Raw genomic sequence first — 16,438 nt, forward strand, 5'->3', positions numbered from 1 at the left:
TGTCTCTTTTATTATTTAATGTCACTGATTTGCATAATCTTAGTGGTGCCGGCTTGGGCATGTTCGCTTTGGAACTTCTCAATCGCCCCTGCCTTATCACCATTCGTAATGATAACTGGAGTAACGGTGCTTTTCGCTTTTTCCTTGACGAGATCAACATTAAACGAGATCAGCGGCTGTCCCGTTCGTACACGGTCTCCTTCTTTAACAAGAGACGTGAAGCCTTCCCCTTTCATCATGACCGTTTCAAGACCGATATGAATAAGAATCTCCATTCCTGATTTTGTTTTAATGCCGACAGCATGCTTGGTCGGGAAGACCTGAAGGATTTCACCATCAACGGGAGACAACAGCTCACCGTCTTCCGGCAAAATCGCGATGCCGTCACCCATCATTTTTTCAGAGAAAACAGGATCCGGCACATCTTCCAGGCCAATGATCTCCCCGTTTAATGGTGAAACAATGACTTCTTCTGTAGGCGCTTCATTTTCTTTTTTACCAAATAATTTTTTCAGCATGAGATCACCTTCTTTATTTAATTTGTTTGTTACATAGTAAAACATAGGTTGACCGTACGAAGCAAAGAAAATCTGTCTGCTGTTACTTTTCACTTTTTCAGGTCAGGTTAAACGAATATTATAGGAAATCATGAATTTTGTCTCGCTGGCAATCATTGTTATAATAGAATACATAGTTGAAATTTAAAAGACAGGCATAAAAGGAGATTGGACAATGAGTAAGTTTAAAGCATTAACCATTGCCGGTTCTGACACAAGCGGCGGAGCTGGTATTCAGGCGGATTTAAAGACATTCCAGGAGCTCGGAGTTTACGGCATGACAGCCATCAATGTCGTTGTGGCCCAGGATCCTCACAGAGACTGGTACCATGAAGTATTTTTACTTCCTCTTGATTTGTTCAAAGCACAGCTTGAAACCATTCTGGCAGGAATCGGAGTGGATGCTGTAAAAACCGGTATGCTTGCTTCTGTTGATGTTATTAAGGCCACTGCAGAAGCTATTGATAAATATGATATAAAAAATGTGGTGGTTGACCCAGTAATGGTATGTAAAGGTGCAGAACCGCTTCAGCCGGAACTCGCAGACACGCTTCAGAATGTTCTTGTACCGAAGGCCACCGTCGTCACGCCGAACCTTTTTGAAGCTGCCCAGCTTAGTGGAATGGCTCCGATTACAACTGTTGATCAAATGAAGGAAGCCGCTCAAAAGATCCAGTCTGCCGGCGCTAAATATGTCATTGTTAAAGGCGGCGGCAAGCTTGCTCACGAAAAAGCAGTCGACGTTTTGTTTGATGGCGATAATTTCGATATTCTTGAATCTGAACGAATCGATACGACCTATACTCATGGAGCAGGCTGTACGTATTCTTCTGCAGTCGCTGCAGAATTAGCCAAGGGGAAATCAGTAAAAGCAGCGATCGCCGTTGCAAAAGACTTTATTACAGAAGCAATCCGCAACTCGTTCCCGTTGAATCAATATGTCGGGCCCACCGACCACAGTGCATACCGCAACTCCAAAATTAAATAAACCATACAGAGAGCAGACATCATTTGTTTTGCTCTTTTTTTATTCATGAGATTTATCCTGAATAAAAACATCCTGAACTTGGGATTCTACTCACATACCATTTTAAGAAAAAGGTGGGTTAACCATGGGCAGAGGCAACAGCCATAAACAGCCGGCACGTGATAAAAACAAAGCCAAACTTCCTCAAGTTCCGAAAAATGAAATCGTGCACGACAATCAGGAAGTGGAACTGGCAAAAGAACTGACTTCACACTATGAATTGAAATCACCTCCAGGCTTTGATCCAACAGAAGTGGTGCGTAAGGATGAAAAAAAGAAATAGAAAGCTGAAAGAGGGATTAAACTATTTAATGCCTCTTTTTTATGCTTAGTATTTCGATCTCTTTGCTAAGCAGTTTATTTAACGCTTTGCCATCCTTAAAGTATAATGATTGAAATGAAGCTTTTTGAGGAGGGAAAACCTTGCAGCCGATCACACCAGAAACGGTTCAAAATGAGATTGATCAATTCTTGAACCGGGACGTTTATTTGCATTTGGAAACAACAAATGGAGCATACGCCTCTCATTTTAATCAGTCTTTTTTTTCAGTGGGCGCTTATATACGCAACGCGAAAATAAATTTTGAGCGCGGAGTGATTACGGGAGAAAAATCTCCTTATCGTGCAGGATTAAAAATTAACATTGGGTGGGTTTACGCTGAAGGTTTGACGCATTGGGAAGTCAACGAAGACGGACAGCTCCTGCTTGCAGGGCACGATGCAGAAGGTAAATTAGCCGTCGCTCTTCAGCTCAGCCCTCATCCGTTTGAATAGGAGGTAAACGTATGTCACACGAACATGTTTTAGTCGTTTTTCCACATCCTGATGATGAAGCTTTCGGCGTCTCTGGCACCATTGCAATGAATACAAAAAAGGGAGTCCCAGTCACCTATGTCTGCCTGACTCTTGGCGAGATGGGGCGCAATATGGGGAATCCACCGTTTGCCACCAGAGAATCCTTGCCAAAGATCAGAAAAAAAGAGCTGGAACAAGCCGCTCATGTCTTGAACATCGACGATTTAAGAATGTGGGGGCTGCGGGATAAAACGGTTGAGTTTGAAGATCCAAAAACGTTGGCCGCACGAATCGGAAACGTGATCGATGAACTGAAGCCTTCACTCATCATTACGTTTTATCCCGGCTATAGCGTCCATCCTGACCATGAAGCTACCGGGGCCGCTGTCATCCGAGCGGTTGAACAGCTTCCTGAAGATCAGCGGCCGGACGTCCATTGTGTCGCATTCTCGAATGATTGCTATGAAATGCTCGGTGAGCCCGATGTGATCAGTGACGTGAGTTCCGTTTCCGATCAAAAGCTTGAAGCGATTAAAGCCCACCGTTCCCAAACCGAATGGATCATTGCCGCCATGGCGGAAGAAAACAAAGACAAAGTTCCAGAAGTGTTAAAACGCATCAACAGAGAACAGTTTTGGACCTATAAATTCTAAAAGAAAAAGGCTGACGCCAGAAAGACACTTTTACGTGTACTTCCGGGTCAGCTTTTTTTGTATTGAGTATATAAGTAAGCGTAGTGAATGAACGTACGAAGACGATGCCGCCGTATTATTTGCCGGGCGCAAATCTTCAATAAGCATTGTGATCTTTCTTTATGTTTAGGGAGCGTTACTTTAAAAAGGTAAAGGATTAGGATCATGTTACAATTGGTTTCATAGTAGGATTTGGTGTTATATAGAATTGAAACGGAGAAAAATAATAACAGGTGCAGCTTCTGTAAATCACCCAAGCTGGCTACAGCGCTTCTTCACTCTTGTCCCCAATTCAATGGACTGAACCAGTTAATTACGAATTGCTAGAGAAGATAATTGAATTTAATATCAAGGATAAGGCTGAGAATTCGAATTTTTGGCGGCAATAGCATAATATAGAAGGAGGAAGTCATGGGATTTTTCGCAAAATATTTAGCAGGTATCGACAACCCCGACCACCGCGACCGAACAGAGGAAATTTTGGCGTGGGTTGCTAATAAATTCCCAAATTTGGAACCGCAAATCAAGTGGAATACGCCAATGTTTTCCGATCACGGCACATTTATCATCGGCTTTTCCACAGCGAAGCATCATTTGAGCGTTTCACCCGAAGAAGTAGGCATTGCGCAATTTGCCGATGACATTGCACAAGCTGGCTACAGCGCTACCAAAGGCTTGTTTCGAATTCCGTGGAATGAGCCGGTAAATTACGAATTGCTTGAGAAAATGATTGAATTTAATATTCAGGATAAAGCAGAATATACGAATTTTTGGCGGAAATAATACATCACGCCTTATCAAAAAACGCATGACATAAAAAAAGGAGAGCACATATTATACATGACTAATATGTGTTCTCCTTTATTTTTGAGGATTTTTATAATTTAGGTCTTGATAATAAAATTCTGGAGGAACAGAGGACAGGTCTTCTAACTCCAGCGGCTTCCCTATCAATCGCCTCTTTGATGCGCTGTTCCGCCATCAAAAATGCAAAATCCATAGGTAAAGGCTCCTTTCCTGCGAGTGTTTAACCTATTTTCATTATACTACACAGTACTATCTCCTCCCCTCCCGCCATAGGATGAAGTAAGGAAATAAGAGGGGGCTTAGAACTGTGAAAACAAAAAGTGGACAAGTTACCGAAGAGATGGTTTCCCGCTTTCACGAGCTGAACCAGCAGGCAAAAGCGATCGATGCCGAGCTTTCAGAACTAAAGAAGAAATTTAACAGTCATTTTGATTATATGTGCGGCGAAAGTGAAAAAGGCGAAGTTTTGTATGGCAGTTATAAACTTCAGCGGCAGATCCGTAAATCAGAAAGTTTTCATACGGAAAAAACGGTTCAAAAACTCGAAGAACTCAACCTTCAGGACTGTATCATTATAACGAAGCAGCCTGACAAACAAAAGATTGAAGCGGCCATGACACTCGGCCTTATTCCTCAAAGTGAACTGGATGATTGCTTACTGCGGAAAATAACACCGGTCATTGTTGTAAAAGAAATGCCAAGCGTAAAATGAAAAGAGCCGGCTGGGCTCTTTTTATTTTGGCTCAAAAGCCTGATCGACCGCCCATGCCTGATGCTCATGATGCAAAAGCTCCTGGGCTTCTGAAATAGGAATCCACTCCAGTTCGTGATCCTCTTCAATCGGATCTAGCTTCCATTCCGCCAGCTCCGCGAGATAAAAATAACTGTCAGCTATCATTGGGGTCTGATCCTGCTGAGTGATGTAATATTTTTCTGCATTTCCTATGTACTTCTTGATGAGAATATCATGCCCCAACTCTTCAAGAGCTTCACGCTGCCCTCTGTTCATCAAAGATAATGGCATAGACGCCTTTTCTCCGTATGTATTGCTTCCCAATTTCTTTCCTGCCGAAAAATGGTTTTTGATCATTCATTCTCTCCTCGCTCCTTTTATTTAGTGCCAGGCACCTGAATGTAAAAAGCGGTGCCAGGCACCGTTCAAAGATGAATTTTAGTATAAATGAATAGTTTCATAGTTTTTTGGAAATGATAGTTTTAAATAAGCTTAAGGGGATGAGCGGATGAACATTTATGAATATACGGTGATGAATGTTGTGATGGCCTTTGAAGAGAAGGATTTAAATATTATAGATGAGCATTTAATGAAGATTGCCTATAAAGTAGCGGATGATTTTACGAAAGACCAGATTGATGTCTCTTTGATTACTTCCATTAAGATGGATATCATGCCAGGCATTATACACATTGAAGCCGGACCTCATGACTGGCAATTCGACCTGGATGGGAATTACATCGGCAACGGATTATTTAATGATGTCACTGTTGAACTTGTCGGTATGGTTTAAAACCTCACCAAACAGAACATAATTTTTAGGTAACACCATTTTCAGCCAAAAGAAAGGAAGAACAACTATGTCTCGAGGTAAAGAGTTTGAACAGAAGAAAAAAGGACATCCCGGGAATTTTCCCGAAGGCAGCATGACCGCTAAGCAAGGAAAAGAAAAAGCAGAAGTCGATCCATATATCGTAACGAACGAGGCGTTTAAGAACCGAAAAGAAGAAGAGTAATTAAAAAAGCGAAAACGGCCTGCTAAGGTCCGACAGGCGCTGGAACTAGACACCACTACAATGCTCAACTTGAGAAAGCCGCTGGTACAGATACCGGCGGCTTTCTCTATGGGACCCGGCTCGATCGGCCGTTTGAAATAAATGAGTCTGAATTTGTCGTATGAGGTCGAACATAAACCGTTCGATAATAAAAGAAGGCTTTTCAATAATAAATCGGCTGTTTCGATAATAAAATCTGCTTTCCGATAATAAATTCTAAGTTTTCGATAATAAAAATCTGAAAGAGCGATTTTGCGGGTAAAAGAGCTAGTTTCCGCACCAAATTTCACTTACAAAAGTAATTGAAAAAGCTAAAATTCCCTTTTAACAAGCTGCCTAAGGAGCACAACTTGAAAATTTACTCAAAATCATTCATTTTCCTCTTAAAAAGTGCCTCTATGGCTGGTTGATTGTGTGATTTTCATTAAAAAAGAAGCAAACACCTTCAAAAGGTGCTTACTTCTCATATGCAATCAACTTAAGGAAGCGGCTCAACGGCTACATTTCCTACCGTTACAGCCTCAGTATAGACATTGGTACTGCTTTGGCGCAAACGCAAATTTGCATTTCCTGTTGAACTTGAGTTTAATTGAACATTCATTCCCTTCTGTCCGTTGCCGGATGCATCCGTGGTAATGGAAAAGTTGCTGCTGTATCCATAGGCAGAAATGCCAGCTTCCATCCGCATTTTGGACCTTGGCAATCTGTGTGCCTGATCCGTTATCCTTATTTGGAAAATACAGCTTGTCGGTAAAACTGCCTGATGATCAAAAGAATAAGTAAATCCATACTGAAATTTAATTATTTGTAAATTATGAATACTTTTGGAAAAACAGTTCTTTCATACCTTTTGATTTTCATTAATATAGTCTTGTAAACAAGCGTTTTTTTTTCGGCCAACGGGACTTTATACCCTGCTGGTTTCTATCTCACTTGTTGGTGGAAAAGAAATAGGTGAGAACCTCAGTGTACACCAGCCCCATTCATTAAGGAGGATTGTGATGACAACCATTTTTGATCTAGTTATTGGATTAATCGTACTCATCGGTTTCATTCTCGTAATTCCCATCGTCTTTTTCATCTTTTTATACTTAAAAGACGACCGCCAAAAACAGCACTCGATCCTAAGAAACTTCCCTGTACTCGGAAAGGTGAGATATTTTACCGAGAAAATCGGTCCCGAGCTCCGTCAGTATTTGTTTCTTAACGATAATGAAGGCAAGCCCTTCTCCCGAAAAGAATTCGAGGATGTTGTAAAGGCAGGAAAATATAAAGAAAGATTAATAGGATTCGGTTCACTCAGGGATTTTACTGCTGAAGGGTTTTATATCCGCAACACCTTATTCCCCAAATTGCGTGAAGAAATGAAAGTGGACAATGCCAGCAAGATAAAAACCAAGGTGTATAAATTGGACGGAGATAATCTCTTTGCCCGCAAGGAACATAGCGAGGATCGGCTGATTAATCCCGTATACCTGCAAGACGAAGACGCCGTCATCCTCGGTGAGCATACTTGCCGCCAGCCTTTCAAACTCAAAGGCCTCATCGGACAATCCGGCATGAGTTTTGGCGCATTGGGAGAAAATGCGATAACCGCATTATCCAAAGGGCTAAGCCTTGCCGGAGGGACCTGGATGAATACAGGAGAAGGCGGACTCTCTCAGTATCATCTGGCCGGCAAGCCGGATATCATCCTGCAGATCGGTCCTGACTTGTTTGGTGTAAGAAAAAAGAACGGAGAGTTTTCATGGGAAGAGTTTAAGAAAAAAAGTGAAATGGAAGAAATTAAGGCATTTGAACTGAAGCTCGCACAAGGCGCAAAAACACGCGGAGGCCACGTTGAAGGTGAAAAAGTAACAGAAGAGATTGCTAAAATCCGGCTCGTGGAACCTGGCAAAACGATCAACAGCCCTAATCGGTTTAAAGAATTTGATAATGTCTCTTCTCTATTTCACTTTGTGGAAGAGATGAGAAACGTGTCCGGAAAACCCATCGGCATCAAAATTGTTGTCGGGGATTTGGATGCGCTGGAGAATTTGGTATCCTGCATGAAAGAAAGCGGAAAAGGCCCTGATTTTATTACCATTGACGGCGGAGAAGGCGGAACAGGTGCAACGTTCCAGGAGTTAGCCGATACTGTCGGGCTGCCCATACAATCTGCACTTCCGGTTGTTGATGAAATGCTGAAAGAATATGGCATCCGGGACAGGGTGAAGCTCATTGCTTCAGGAAAACTGATCACTCCTGACAAAATTGCCATTGCTCTTGCAATGGGAGCTGACCTCGTCAACATTGCACGCGGGTTTATGATCAGTGTAGGATGCATCATGGCACAGGTCTGCCACACGAACAACTGTCCTGTGGGGGTAGCGACTACGAATAAGAAACTGCAGGACGGCTTAAGTGTCGAGGAAAAACACTATAGAGTCTGCAACTATTTAGTTTCACTTCGGGAAGGCCTTTACAATCTGGCTGCTGCTGCAGGCATTGATTCCCCGACCAAATTTGAACGGAAACATGTTGTTCATAAAGATGAACTCGGCAGGATTTTCCCTCTTGAGGAAATTCTTCATTCTGCCAAGAAAACACAGCAGCAAACATGAATATCCTTATTACTTTGACAGCTCAATAGCTGTCGATTTTTTTTTGGAATTGAATAAGCTGCCTATTTACAACACCTTCTTTTCTGTGTAGTATTTAGATAAATATCTAAATACTTTTTCTTCCAATTGGAGTGGATTTTATTGAATGAAGTATTTAAGGCATTAGCCGACCCCACCCGCCGTAAAATTCTTGATTTGCTAAAGAATCAGGACTTAAGCGCAGGCGAAATTGCGGATCATTTTCAAATGACCAAACCTACCATCTCTCATCACTTAAACACCTTAAAGAAAACCGGACTCATACAAGATGTGAAGCAAGGCCAGTTCGTCATCTACTCTCTCAATACAACCGTTTTTCACGATGTCATGAACTGGTTCATGGGTGTCATGCAAGCCGATTATAAGGACAAAGGAGAGAACGAAAAATGAAAAAACATGTATTTCCTGTGTTGCTCATTCTTGCGACAGCGGCTCTTTGGCTCGTGTTTTACTCCAAGCTGCCGGCTGAACTGCCTATCCACTGGAATGCGAAAGGCGAAATCAACGGGTATTCTTCCAAACTGGGGGCCATGCTCACGAATCTTGGTATTATGATTCTTATGTATCTCCTGCTTCAATTCTTGCCGAAAATCGATCCCAAAAAAGAAAATTATAAAAGTTTCTCGCGCAGCTATTCCATGATTAACTCTTCCCTGTTCATCTTTTTTTTCCTGATCAATCTTATGGTTATTCTGATCGGACTTGGCTACGAACTTCCGATGAACTCGTTCATGCCCCTCATTCTCGGAGGACTGTTTATCGTTCTAGGAAACTATATGCAGCAGGTAAAACCGAACTATTTTGTTGGAATCAAGACTCCATGGACGCTGGCTGATGAGAACGTTTGGCGGCAAACCCACCGTTTCAGCTCCAAAGTGTTTGTCGCAGCAGGTATAATTGTTCTGCTTTCTTTATTTGCACCGTCCGACTGGAGAGATTATATTATTCTTCCTTCCCTCCTTGGTGCAGCCATACTATCCGTTGGGTCATCCTACTATTTTTTCAGGAAGAATACAGGGTTTACGAATAAAATGTAATTTTGTTCAAAGAACGGCTGAAAAAATTATTCGGCCGTTTTTTATTTCAAGCGCCTGGCTGTCCTTTTGCTTTGAGCACCTCCCTTTTGGGTACATTGAAATATATAATAAAAAATGGGAGTGTGCCGCATGAGCATTAGGAAAAACATCTCCAAACAGTTTGAAAAACCCGAGGGTCTGCTCGGTAAACTGGCGGGAAAAATCATGTCCAACGAAAACAAGGAACTAAATGAATGGACAATTTCCGCACTACAGCCCGGAGCGAATGATCGGCTCCTTGAAGTGGGTTATGGTCCAGGTATAGGCATTGAATATGTCTGCAGCAACTATCCCTCCTGCCACATTGTAGGCTATGATGTTTCAGAAGTGATGAAGGAACAGGCGGAATCAAGAAACGAAGCGTTTATAAAAGAAGGGCGTGTGGAGCTTTTTGAGGGTCCGATCACTTCTGCCGATGAAGACGCCCCGAAATTTGATGGCGTGTATACCGTCAATTCCATCTTGATCTGGAAAGATCCGATTGGGGATCTTAAAAAGATTAAACGTCTGATGAAAGTAAAGGCTCGTATTGCGGTTACCCTGCAGCCCCACGAAAAGGGAGCAGATGATGATACCACAAAAGAAATTGGATCCATTATCTCGCTTTATTTAAAAGAAGCTGGCTTCTCTCAGATTTCCGATAGCATTAAGAACAAGAAGCCTGTAGATGCAGTGACCGTAACTGCCATCAAGGAAGCGTAAAAAATAAAAATTTTTATTGTAAAAGATGTTTTGAATTTTTCATACCGGGAAAACAAACCATGCAACACTATGTCAACCATATGGAGGGAATTGTGATGAGAAAGAACAATCGTTCCGAAACATCCAATGAGCCAAGAGATGGACCGAATAGTGAATGCAACACAGAAATAGGCATTAAAGTGTAGCAAGGTTCATATGTTTGTAAAGCAAGACAGTTTTGAAGTAACAAAGCAAGATGTGTTAGAACCGTAAGTTGAGCTTCAAAGTTTTAAAGCAGTAAAGATCAGCTCTATGATTTATGAAGATGCAACACTATAAGTCATATACTGGAGGGTTTGCAATGGGTAAGGACGTTTACAGTTCCGAAACCTGCAATGATCCGAGAGATGGACCAAGTAGTGAATGCACGTGTGTAAGAGCGATTTAAAGGATAGTTAGAAATTAGTTTGTTAACAAATGAGTGAAAACACTATTCAGACCCAAATGGAGGGATTTGTCATGAATCGGAACGACCTTTGTTCCGAAACTTGCGAAGAACCGAGAGATGGCCCTAATAGTGAGAAAGCGAATTAGAATATAGCAGTTTGTAGTACGAAAGAATGTACGTGAATCAAATGTACGTGAATCAAATGCACGTGAACAAGCAAGAAAAACCACGTAAGTTGAACAACGAAAAGCATTGAAGGAGTCTTGGACCCAAGGCTCCTTTTTTTGCACAAAAAATCCCTTCCGATGAAGGGATTTTATCATTTTGTTAAAACATCTTTTCTTCTTCCACGCTCAGCTGGGCATCATACACAAGCACCCGGCTTGGTTTGTCTTCCATTGCCAGCTTTTCAGCCTTTGCAATCGCTTCAGCACGGCTGGGAAAAGTATCGGTCGGTGCTACATCTTGAATTTTAACGATCCAGCCATTTTCACCTTGATAAGGAACTACACTGTAATCATTCATTCTGCAACCCTCCTTTTTAGCCCTTCTACATGAAAAGTTTCCCAACATGCCTCTATACGAAACATTCTTTGAAAAATCCACCAGAAAGATTGAGTTCTCCCTGCAATTAATACTATAATCAAATGGTAATCTTAACAAACAAGAAAAGGTGCATATAGATGAGTGTTTTAACAGTAAAGAACTTAAGCCACGGTTTTGGTGACCGTGCGATTTTTAATGATGTCTCCTTCCGTCTCCTTAAAGGAGAACACATTGGCTTAATCGGAGCAAATGGTGAAGGTAAATCCACTTTTATGAACATCATCACCGGCAAACTGCAGCCAGATGAAGGAAAAGTAGAATGGGCAAAGAAAGTGCGGGTCGGGTATCTCGATCAGCATACAGTCCTTCACCAAGGAATGACCATTCGCGATGTGCTGAAGAGTGCGTTTCAATACCTCTTTGATATTGAAAACGAAATGAACAGCATGTACGAAAAAATGGGGGAAGCTACTCCGGAAGAACTTGAAAAACTTTTAGAGGATGTTGGGGTTCTTCAAGATACATTAACGAACAACGACTTTTATGTTATAGACGCAAAAGTAGAAGAGATTGCCCGCGGACTTGGTCTGGAAGATATCGGCCTCGACCGCGATGTTCATGAGCTGTCAGGCGGTCAGCGTACGAAGGTCCTCCTTGCGAAGCTTTTGCTTGAAAAGCCCGAAATCCTTTTGCTGGATGAGCCGACCAACTATTTGGATGAACAGCATATTGAGTGGCTGAGACGCTACCTGCAGGAATATGAGAATGCGTTCATTTTGATCTCGCATGATATTCCATTCTTAAACAGTGTCATCAACTTGATCTACCACATGGAAAATCAAGAGCTTAACCGCTATGTAGGAGACTATAACTACTTCCAGCATATTCACGAAGCGAAAAAACAGCAGCTTGAAGCTGCCTTTAAGCGCCAGCAGCAGGAAATTTCTGAGCTGAAGGATTTTGTTGCCAGAAATAAAGCGCGTGTTTCCACTCGAAACATGGCCATGTCCCGCCAAAAAAAGCTGGATAAAATGGATGTTATTGAACTGGCGAAAGAAAAACCAAAGCCGGAATTCAACTTTAAAGAAGCCCGCACATCCGGAAAGATGATTTTTGAAACGAAAAACCTGGTCATCGGATATGACGAGCCACTCTCCCGCCCACTCGATCTCAGAATGGAACGCGGACAAAAGATCGCTCTTGTCGGAGCGAACGGAATCGGAAAAACAACATTGCTGCGCAGCATTCTTGGCGAAATCAAACCGATCTCCGGTTCTGTGGAACAAGGCGAATTTTTGCATATCGGATACTTTGAGCAGGAGATTAAAAGCAATAATAACAATACGTGTATTGATGAAGTTTGGAACGAGTTCCCTTCTTTCAACATGCATGAAGTCCGTTCCGCACTTGCGAAATGCGGCCTGACAACGAAGCACATTGAAAGCAAGGTGCAGGTACTCAGCGGAGGAGAAAAAGCAAAAGTCCGTCTCTGCAAATTGATCAACAACGAGACGAACCTTCTTGTTCTGGATGAGCCGACAAACCACTTGGATGTAGATGCTAAGGATGAACTTAAACGGGCATTAAAAGCCTATAAAGGAAGCATTCTGCTGATCTCACATGAACCTGAATTTTATCGTGATGTTGTTACCGAAGTCTGGAACTGTGAAGACTGGACCACAAAAGTATTTTAATGATGCCAAAGAGGGGCTGTCCAGAAAGTCGAAAATTGACCTTCAGGCAGCCCCTTTTTGGCTTGAAAAATCTTCAATGAAAAGTTGATTGAAGTGGAAGATGCGAGACTCCTCGAAAATGAACTTCACATTTTCTTCGTGCGATAAAAAGCTGCCGGAGCCTTCCTTAGCGTGACAGGTGAGACTCCCGCCGGTGCTTGCACCAAAAAGTAGGCGTTCACGCCGGTAAGGCTCACCGCACGCCCCGCGGAAAGCGAGCAGCCTGGAACGGAAATCAACAGCTTACAGACTTCTTGGACAGCCCCTCTTTTTTATATCACACTTGCTATTCCCAATGATTTATCGCCAGATGGCTGCCGCGTATTCCGGGTGATCTATAAATGGATTCCGATTGTGCTGATAGTCATTGTAGATCACATCGTTACGGTGGCGCTCGAAGCTGTCGACCGGGTCCTGCTGGCTCCACTGCAGGAGTACCGGCATTTTTCCGATATAAGGCGCTGAACCATTGCTGACGCTGTTGTTCATCTCGAGATCAGGTTCGCCGCTGTCTCCTTCGTAACGGACCGCCATATAGAAGATCATACGGGCAACATCGCCTTTAACCGCATCACGCGGTTCCCATGAATCACTGTCCGAGTAATTGCCTTTTGCTTCAGAATTCTCAGTGCCGCCGTTATCAAAATCAAGGTTCCCTCGAGCACTGTTCACTGAAACATCAGCCGGGCGCAAATGATGTAAATCTGTTCCTGGACCCATCGCTGTTCCAAAATCACCGTGGGATTTTGCCCAAACATGCTCCCTGTTCCAGTCGTTAACGCCTGATCCGTTCGCAGTCTTGCTCTGTGAACGGCCGGTGTACAACAAGATAACATCATTCTTGTTGTTCGGATCTTCATCCGTATGGCGGAGAGCATCCCAAACAGCATCATAGGAGAGCTCAGTATGATCATCAATAATGTTATGAAGCGCACTTTTTAGCGCTGCTCCTGTTTTTCCCTGGGCATTATCATAATAAGAGCCTGTATCGGTAGCCGGCGGATCCGATGGAGTACCACCTCCGCTTCCATTTGTCATGTTGGTTACATTTTTGATGCCCGCGTGCGAGAAATAAGACGTTAAATTGCCTGTTACTTTAACCAGTGTTCCTTTTAGGGCTGGATGGGACTTCAGCCCATATTGCGGACGGTAGTCAGTTGGAATCTGCACATAAACCATTTTGGAAGTGTCAGTTTCCCCTGCTGTATCAGCCAGTGCAACCGCATAATCGTTGGGATAATGGCTGGTAACTACGGTTTCTGCGGCTGTCGGCTGGCCTGTTATGTAACCCTGAATCGTTTTTAAACTGCTGTTTTGATTGGAGATGGCCTGTGAAACAGTGTACGGTGATGAAGCCGAACCGTCTCCTGATGCCTTGAGAGATGGAAGAAATGCGAAACTGCCAATCACCATTGTTAAAACAAGTGAAAACAGAAAGACCAGCTTGAAGCTTTTTACCGGATTTCCTCTCATAATAAACCCTCCCGCATCCATACTTTTCATCCCTGATGCACGATGAATATAGTTTGATCTTAAAAGGCATGTGTTAATTCCATCTTACAGAAATGTAAAACATTCACACAGTTACCAAAGAAGGGTTTATCTTTTAGTATTTTGTAGTAAAAAAAGAGGGTGTACAGCTGTTCCAATGTCCGCAAAAAAGACAGGATTACCCCTGCCTCTCTTCCGTATTTATTAATTTTTCTCCGTTCCAGCGCCATTTTCCTCGATGGTTGTAAACACCGCCAAGCCACCAATCAGCCGAAGTGTAATCAAAACGGTCTTCTCTTTCCATGAGGACCTCAATTCCTTCATACGTTAGCTCGATAGCAGCATCCTCTGGTTCGGTATTATAGTGCGGTAATGATCCTTCTGTCATTTTAAGAAGCGGTACCGGACCTTTTTGCAGCTGATCCAGCAAGGCCGAAAAATGAAAGTCACTCAGTCCGTCATCCGTACGCTTGGCACTGACCTTTTGAAACAGTTCATGAAACGAAGTGATGCCGTCATACAGGTAATGGAAAGCCAGCTCTTCCACCTGATTCAAACCATTTTTTTCGGAAGGATAATATTCAAGATGATGCCACAAGGCTCTTTTGGCAAAAGGCAGACTGCACTCAGCACATTTGAGCCACTCTTCAAGATCACGGGGATTTGGTGATGCATAGGCGTTCCATCCTGCAGCTCCTTCCATAACCTGCTCCCGCCTAATAGAAATCCGATGCTCTAAAAGGCCGATAAGCTGTAATTCGGAAAGCTGGCCAAGCCCAAAGAACGGCTCAATTCCCGGATAGGAATCGGCTGTCACCATATTCAGGTTGTTAAATTCATGTGACCCTAAAGATTTCAGCAAGTACAGAAGCATGGTTTGGTCGTATCGGTCATGTTCAAACCAAAGTGTAATCTCAGCGTCCTTAGGCAGAGCACGGAGCCGGTTTTCCTGCAGCGTGCAGTTCTTAAGAAAGATTTCAGACGGGATCCCCATCTTTTTCTCAAAGAATTCAGCTCTGGACTTGATCCTTTTTCTATCCATATCTGCTGCTGCCGGACCCAAATCATACATTTCCCGCCAGACAATCACTTCTCCATCGAGATCTTGAAGCTTGTTTCCAGTTATATCTCCATTCACAATATGAACCTTCATGAAATCCCCCTTGTCTCAAAGTGGTTTCCGTTTTTAGTCCAGTTTTGTTGCGGTAAAACTCCCTAATACGTTCACTTCGTGGCCATAGGTCTGCAGGACGGCAATCGCTTTTTCGATGGACGGGTGGACAGCACCCAGTCCCGCTTCAAGGAAAAATTGATAGGTTCCCAGCTTCTTTTTTGTTGGGCGTGATTCGATCCAGGTCAAGTTAATATTCAAAGCCGAAAAAACATTGAGGATCGCAGAAAGCACCCCTGTATATTCATCGCTCGGTATGACTTGCAGCATCGTTTTTTGAGCATTTTCTGAGGGTGTTTTATCCTTTGAAACGATAACGAACCTGGTCTGGTTCTCAAAGCTTTCCTCAATATTACGCTTAACCGGCTGTAAGCCAAACAGATTACCCGCATACTCGGACGCTACAGCAGCAACATCGCGGCGATCCGTATTCCTGATAGCCTCGGCAGCAGAAGCCGTACTGTCAAAATGGCGGCTCTTTACTTTTAAGCTCCTGAGATACTGCCTGCACTGAGCGAGAGCCGGAGGAATCGACCATACCTCTTTAATGTCTTCCAGGCGTGTCTCGGAAGCAGCGAGAAGATGAAGCGATACTGGCAGTATGGCTTCTCCATCGATATAAAGGTCATGCACAAGAAGGCTGTCGACAGTCATCGTAATGGTTCCTTCAATTGCATTTTCAATTGGTGCAATCCCCTTATCAGCCATTCCCTCACCCACCGCTTCGAGCACTTCAGGAACTGAATCGCACATATGCCATTCGATTTCTTGTCCACTAAAATACCGGTGAGCCGCTTCCTCTGAAAATGTGCCATGAGGTCCTAAATATGCCACTTTCATGTTAAAAAACTCCTCTTTTGCCGTTTCTCTTATTGAAACTTTTCTGAGGATTATACCATGCCATAAAAGGAATAACCATAGAAGCTGCATAAAGAATAGGAATGTTGTCCATTTTGCTCTCCAGCCGGAACATCTCTATCTTTT

22 protein-coding genes are annotated in these 16,438 nt (G+C 43.0%); 13 read left to right on the forward strand and 9 right to left on the reverse strand.

All coding sequences use genetic code 11. From position 1 onward, the window contains the following. Positions 1–11: 11 nt before the first annotated feature. Complete coding sequence (locus AR335_RS18535) at positions 12–518, reverse strand: PTS sugar transporter subunit IIA (protein WP_062238653.1); 507 nt, start codon at positions 516–518, stop codon at positions 12–14. A 214-nt stretch (positions 519–732) separates the two neighbouring features. Here AR335_RS18535 and pdxK point away from each other — a divergent pair, with 214 nt between their 5' ends. From pdxK to AR335_RS18560, 5 genes are all read left to right on the forward strand, one after another. Further along, entirely contained in the window at positions 733–1,545 is an 813-nt protein-coding gene (gene pdxK / locus AR335_RS18540) for a pyridoxine/pyridoxal/pyridoxamine kinase (RefSeq protein ID WP_062238656.1), read from the forward strand. 124 nt (positions 1,546–1,669) lie between these two features. Beyond that, complete coding sequence (locus AR335_RS18545) at positions 1,670–1,867, forward strand: YfhD family protein (protein WP_053355731.1); 198 nt, start codon at positions 1,670–1,672, stop codon at positions 1,865–1,867. A 140-nt stretch (positions 1,868–2,007) separates the two neighbouring features. Further along, positions 2,008–2,358 (forward strand): YojF family protein, encoded by a 351-nt coding sequence (locus AR335_RS18550; RefSeq protein ID WP_062238658.1) that lies wholly within the window; start codon positions 2,008–2,010, stop codon positions 2,356–2,358. Between the two features lie 11 nt (positions 2,359–2,369). After that, positions 2,370–3,032 (forward strand): bacillithiol biosynthesis deacetylase BshB2, encoded by a 663-nt coding sequence (bshB2, locus tag AR335_RS18555; RefSeq protein ID WP_062238660.1) that lies wholly within the window; start codon positions 2,370–2,372, stop codon positions 3,030–3,032. Between the two features lie 450 nt (positions 3,033–3,482). Then, positions 3,483–3,854 (forward strand): iron chaperone, encoded by a 372-nt coding sequence (locus tag AR335_RS18560; RefSeq protein ID WP_062238662.1) that lies wholly within the window; start codon positions 3,483–3,485, stop codon positions 3,852–3,854. A 94-nt stretch (positions 3,855–3,948) separates the two neighbouring features. Here AR335_RS18560 and AR335_RS25260 read toward each other — a convergent pair whose 3' ends face one another. After that, positions 3,949–4,071, reverse strand: coding sequence for a hypothetical protein (locus tag AR335_RS25260; protein ID WP_255357603.1), 123 nt, complete (start codon positions 4,069–4,071; stop codon positions 3,949–3,951). A gap of 114 nt (positions 4,072–4,185) precedes the next feature. On the opposite strand from AR335_RS25260, the gene AR335_RS18570 reads away from it, so the two are divergent. Beyond that, positions 4,186–4,590: a hypothetical protein gene (locus AR335_RS18570; RefSeq protein WP_234293351.1), complete on the forward strand. Its 405-nt coding sequence runs from the start codon at positions 4,186–4,188 to the stop codon at positions 4,588–4,590. 21 nt (positions 4,591–4,611) lie between these two features. Here the strand turns inward: AR335_RS18570 and AR335_RS18575 are convergent, their stop codons facing one another. Then, entirely contained in the window at positions 4,612–4,968 is a 357-nt protein-coding gene (locus tag AR335_RS18575; protein WP_062238667.1) for a hypothetical protein, read from the reverse strand. Positions 4,969–5,119: 151 nt separating this feature from the next. Between AR335_RS18575 and AR335_RS18580 the strand changes: the two genes are divergently transcribed. Beyond that, on the forward strand, positions 5,120–5,404 hold the full coding sequence (locus AR335_RS18580; RefSeq protein WP_053355737.1) for a hypothetical protein: 285 nt from the start codon (positions 5,120–5,122) through the stop codon (positions 5,402–5,404). Between the two features lie 67 nt (positions 5,405–5,471). After that, the gene (locus AR335_RS24735) at positions 5,472–5,627 is read left to right on the forward strand and encodes a hypothetical protein (RefSeq protein WP_175501932.1); all 156 of its coding nucleotides are present in this window, start codon (positions 5,472–5,474) and stop codon (positions 5,625–5,627) included. A 517-nt stretch (positions 5,628–6,144) separates the two neighbouring features. On the opposite strand, the gene AR335_RS18585 is transcribed toward AR335_RS24735, so the two are convergent. Beyond that, a complete protein-coding gene (locus AR335_RS18585) occupies positions 6,145–6,369 on the reverse strand; it encodes a hypothetical protein (protein ID WP_156419088.1) in 225 nt (74 codons plus the stop codon). A 298-nt stretch (positions 6,370–6,667) separates the two neighbouring features. On the opposite strand from AR335_RS18585, the gene AR335_RS18590 reads away from it, so the two are divergent. The 4 genes from AR335_RS18590 (at position 6,668) to AR335_RS18605 (ending at position 10,086) form a co-directional block, all read left to right on the forward strand. After that, on the forward strand, positions 6,668–8,269 hold the full coding sequence (locus tag AR335_RS18590; protein ID WP_062238671.1) for an FMN-binding glutamate synthase family protein: 1,602 nt from the start codon (positions 6,668–6,670) through the stop codon (positions 8,267–8,269). A 141-nt stretch (positions 8,270–8,410) separates the two neighbouring features. After that, positions 8,411–8,698, forward strand: coding sequence for an autorepressor SdpR family transcription factor (locus AR335_RS18595; RefSeq protein WP_053355740.1), 288 nt, complete (start codon positions 8,411–8,413; stop codon positions 8,696–8,698). Next, positions 8,695–9,345 carry an SdpI family protein gene (locus tag AR335_RS18600; RefSeq protein WP_053355741.1) on the forward strand — a complete coding sequence of 217 codons (651 nt, stop codon included), beginning with the start codon at positions 8,695–8,697 and terminating at the stop codon, positions 9,343–9,345. The genes AR335_RS18595 and AR335_RS18600 overlap by 4 nt, the downstream gene beginning before the upstream one ends. Positions 9,346–9,474: 129 nt before the next feature. Next, entirely contained in the window at positions 9,475–10,086 is a 612-nt protein-coding gene (locus tag AR335_RS18605) for a class I SAM-dependent methyltransferase (RefSeq protein ID WP_062238672.1), read from the forward strand. A 754-nt stretch (positions 10,087–10,840) separates the two neighbouring features. On the opposite strand, the gene AR335_RS18610 is transcribed toward AR335_RS18605, so the two are convergent. Further along, positions 10,841–11,038 (reverse strand): DUF2188 domain-containing protein, encoded by a 198-nt coding sequence (locus tag AR335_RS18610; RefSeq protein ID WP_062238674.1) that lies wholly within the window; start codon positions 11,036–11,038, stop codon positions 10,841–10,843. A gap of 158 nt (positions 11,039–11,196) precedes the next feature. Between AR335_RS18610 and AR335_RS18615 the strand changes: the two genes are divergently transcribed. Next, a complete protein-coding gene (locus AR335_RS18615) occupies positions 11,197–12,753 on the forward strand; it encodes an ABC-F family ATP-binding cassette domain-containing protein (protein WP_062238677.1) in 1,557 nt (518 codons plus the stop codon). Positions 12,754–12,878: 125 nt separating this feature from the next. Here AR335_RS18615 and AR335_RS24415 read toward each other — a convergent pair whose 3' ends face one another. The 4 genes from AR335_RS24415 to pheA form a co-directional block, all read right to left on the reverse strand. Beyond that, positions 12,879–13,031 carry a hypothetical protein gene (locus AR335_RS24415; RefSeq protein WP_156419089.1) on the reverse strand — a complete coding sequence of 51 codons (153 nt, stop codon included), beginning with the start codon at positions 13,029–13,031 and terminating at the stop codon, positions 12,879–12,881. 61 nt (positions 13,032–13,092) lie between these two features. Beyond that, complete coding sequence (locus AR335_RS18620) at positions 13,093–14,265, reverse strand: endonuclease (RefSeq protein ID WP_062238678.1); 1,173 nt, start codon at positions 14,263–14,265, stop codon at positions 13,093–13,095. 196 nt (positions 14,266–14,461) lie between these two features. Beyond that, positions 14,462–15,436 (reverse strand): DUF1835 domain-containing protein, encoded by a 975-nt coding sequence (locus AR335_RS18625; RefSeq protein ID WP_062238680.1) that lies wholly within the window; start codon positions 15,434–15,436, stop codon positions 14,462–14,464. 33 nt (positions 15,437–15,469) lie between these two features. Continuing rightward, positions 15,470–16,294, reverse strand: a complete 825-nt coding sequence (gene pheA / locus AR335_RS18630) for a prephenate dehydratase (protein ID WP_062238682.1) — start codon at positions 16,292–16,294, stop codon at positions 15,470–15,472. Positions 16,295–16,438 lie beyond the last annotated feature (144 nt).

The sequence above is a fragment of the Fictibacillus sp. FJAT-27399 genome, assembly GCF_001510655.1.
Taxonomy (GTDB): Bacteria; Bacillota; Bacilli; order Bacillales; family Fictibacillaceae; genus Fictibacillus_C; species Fictibacillus_C marinisediminis.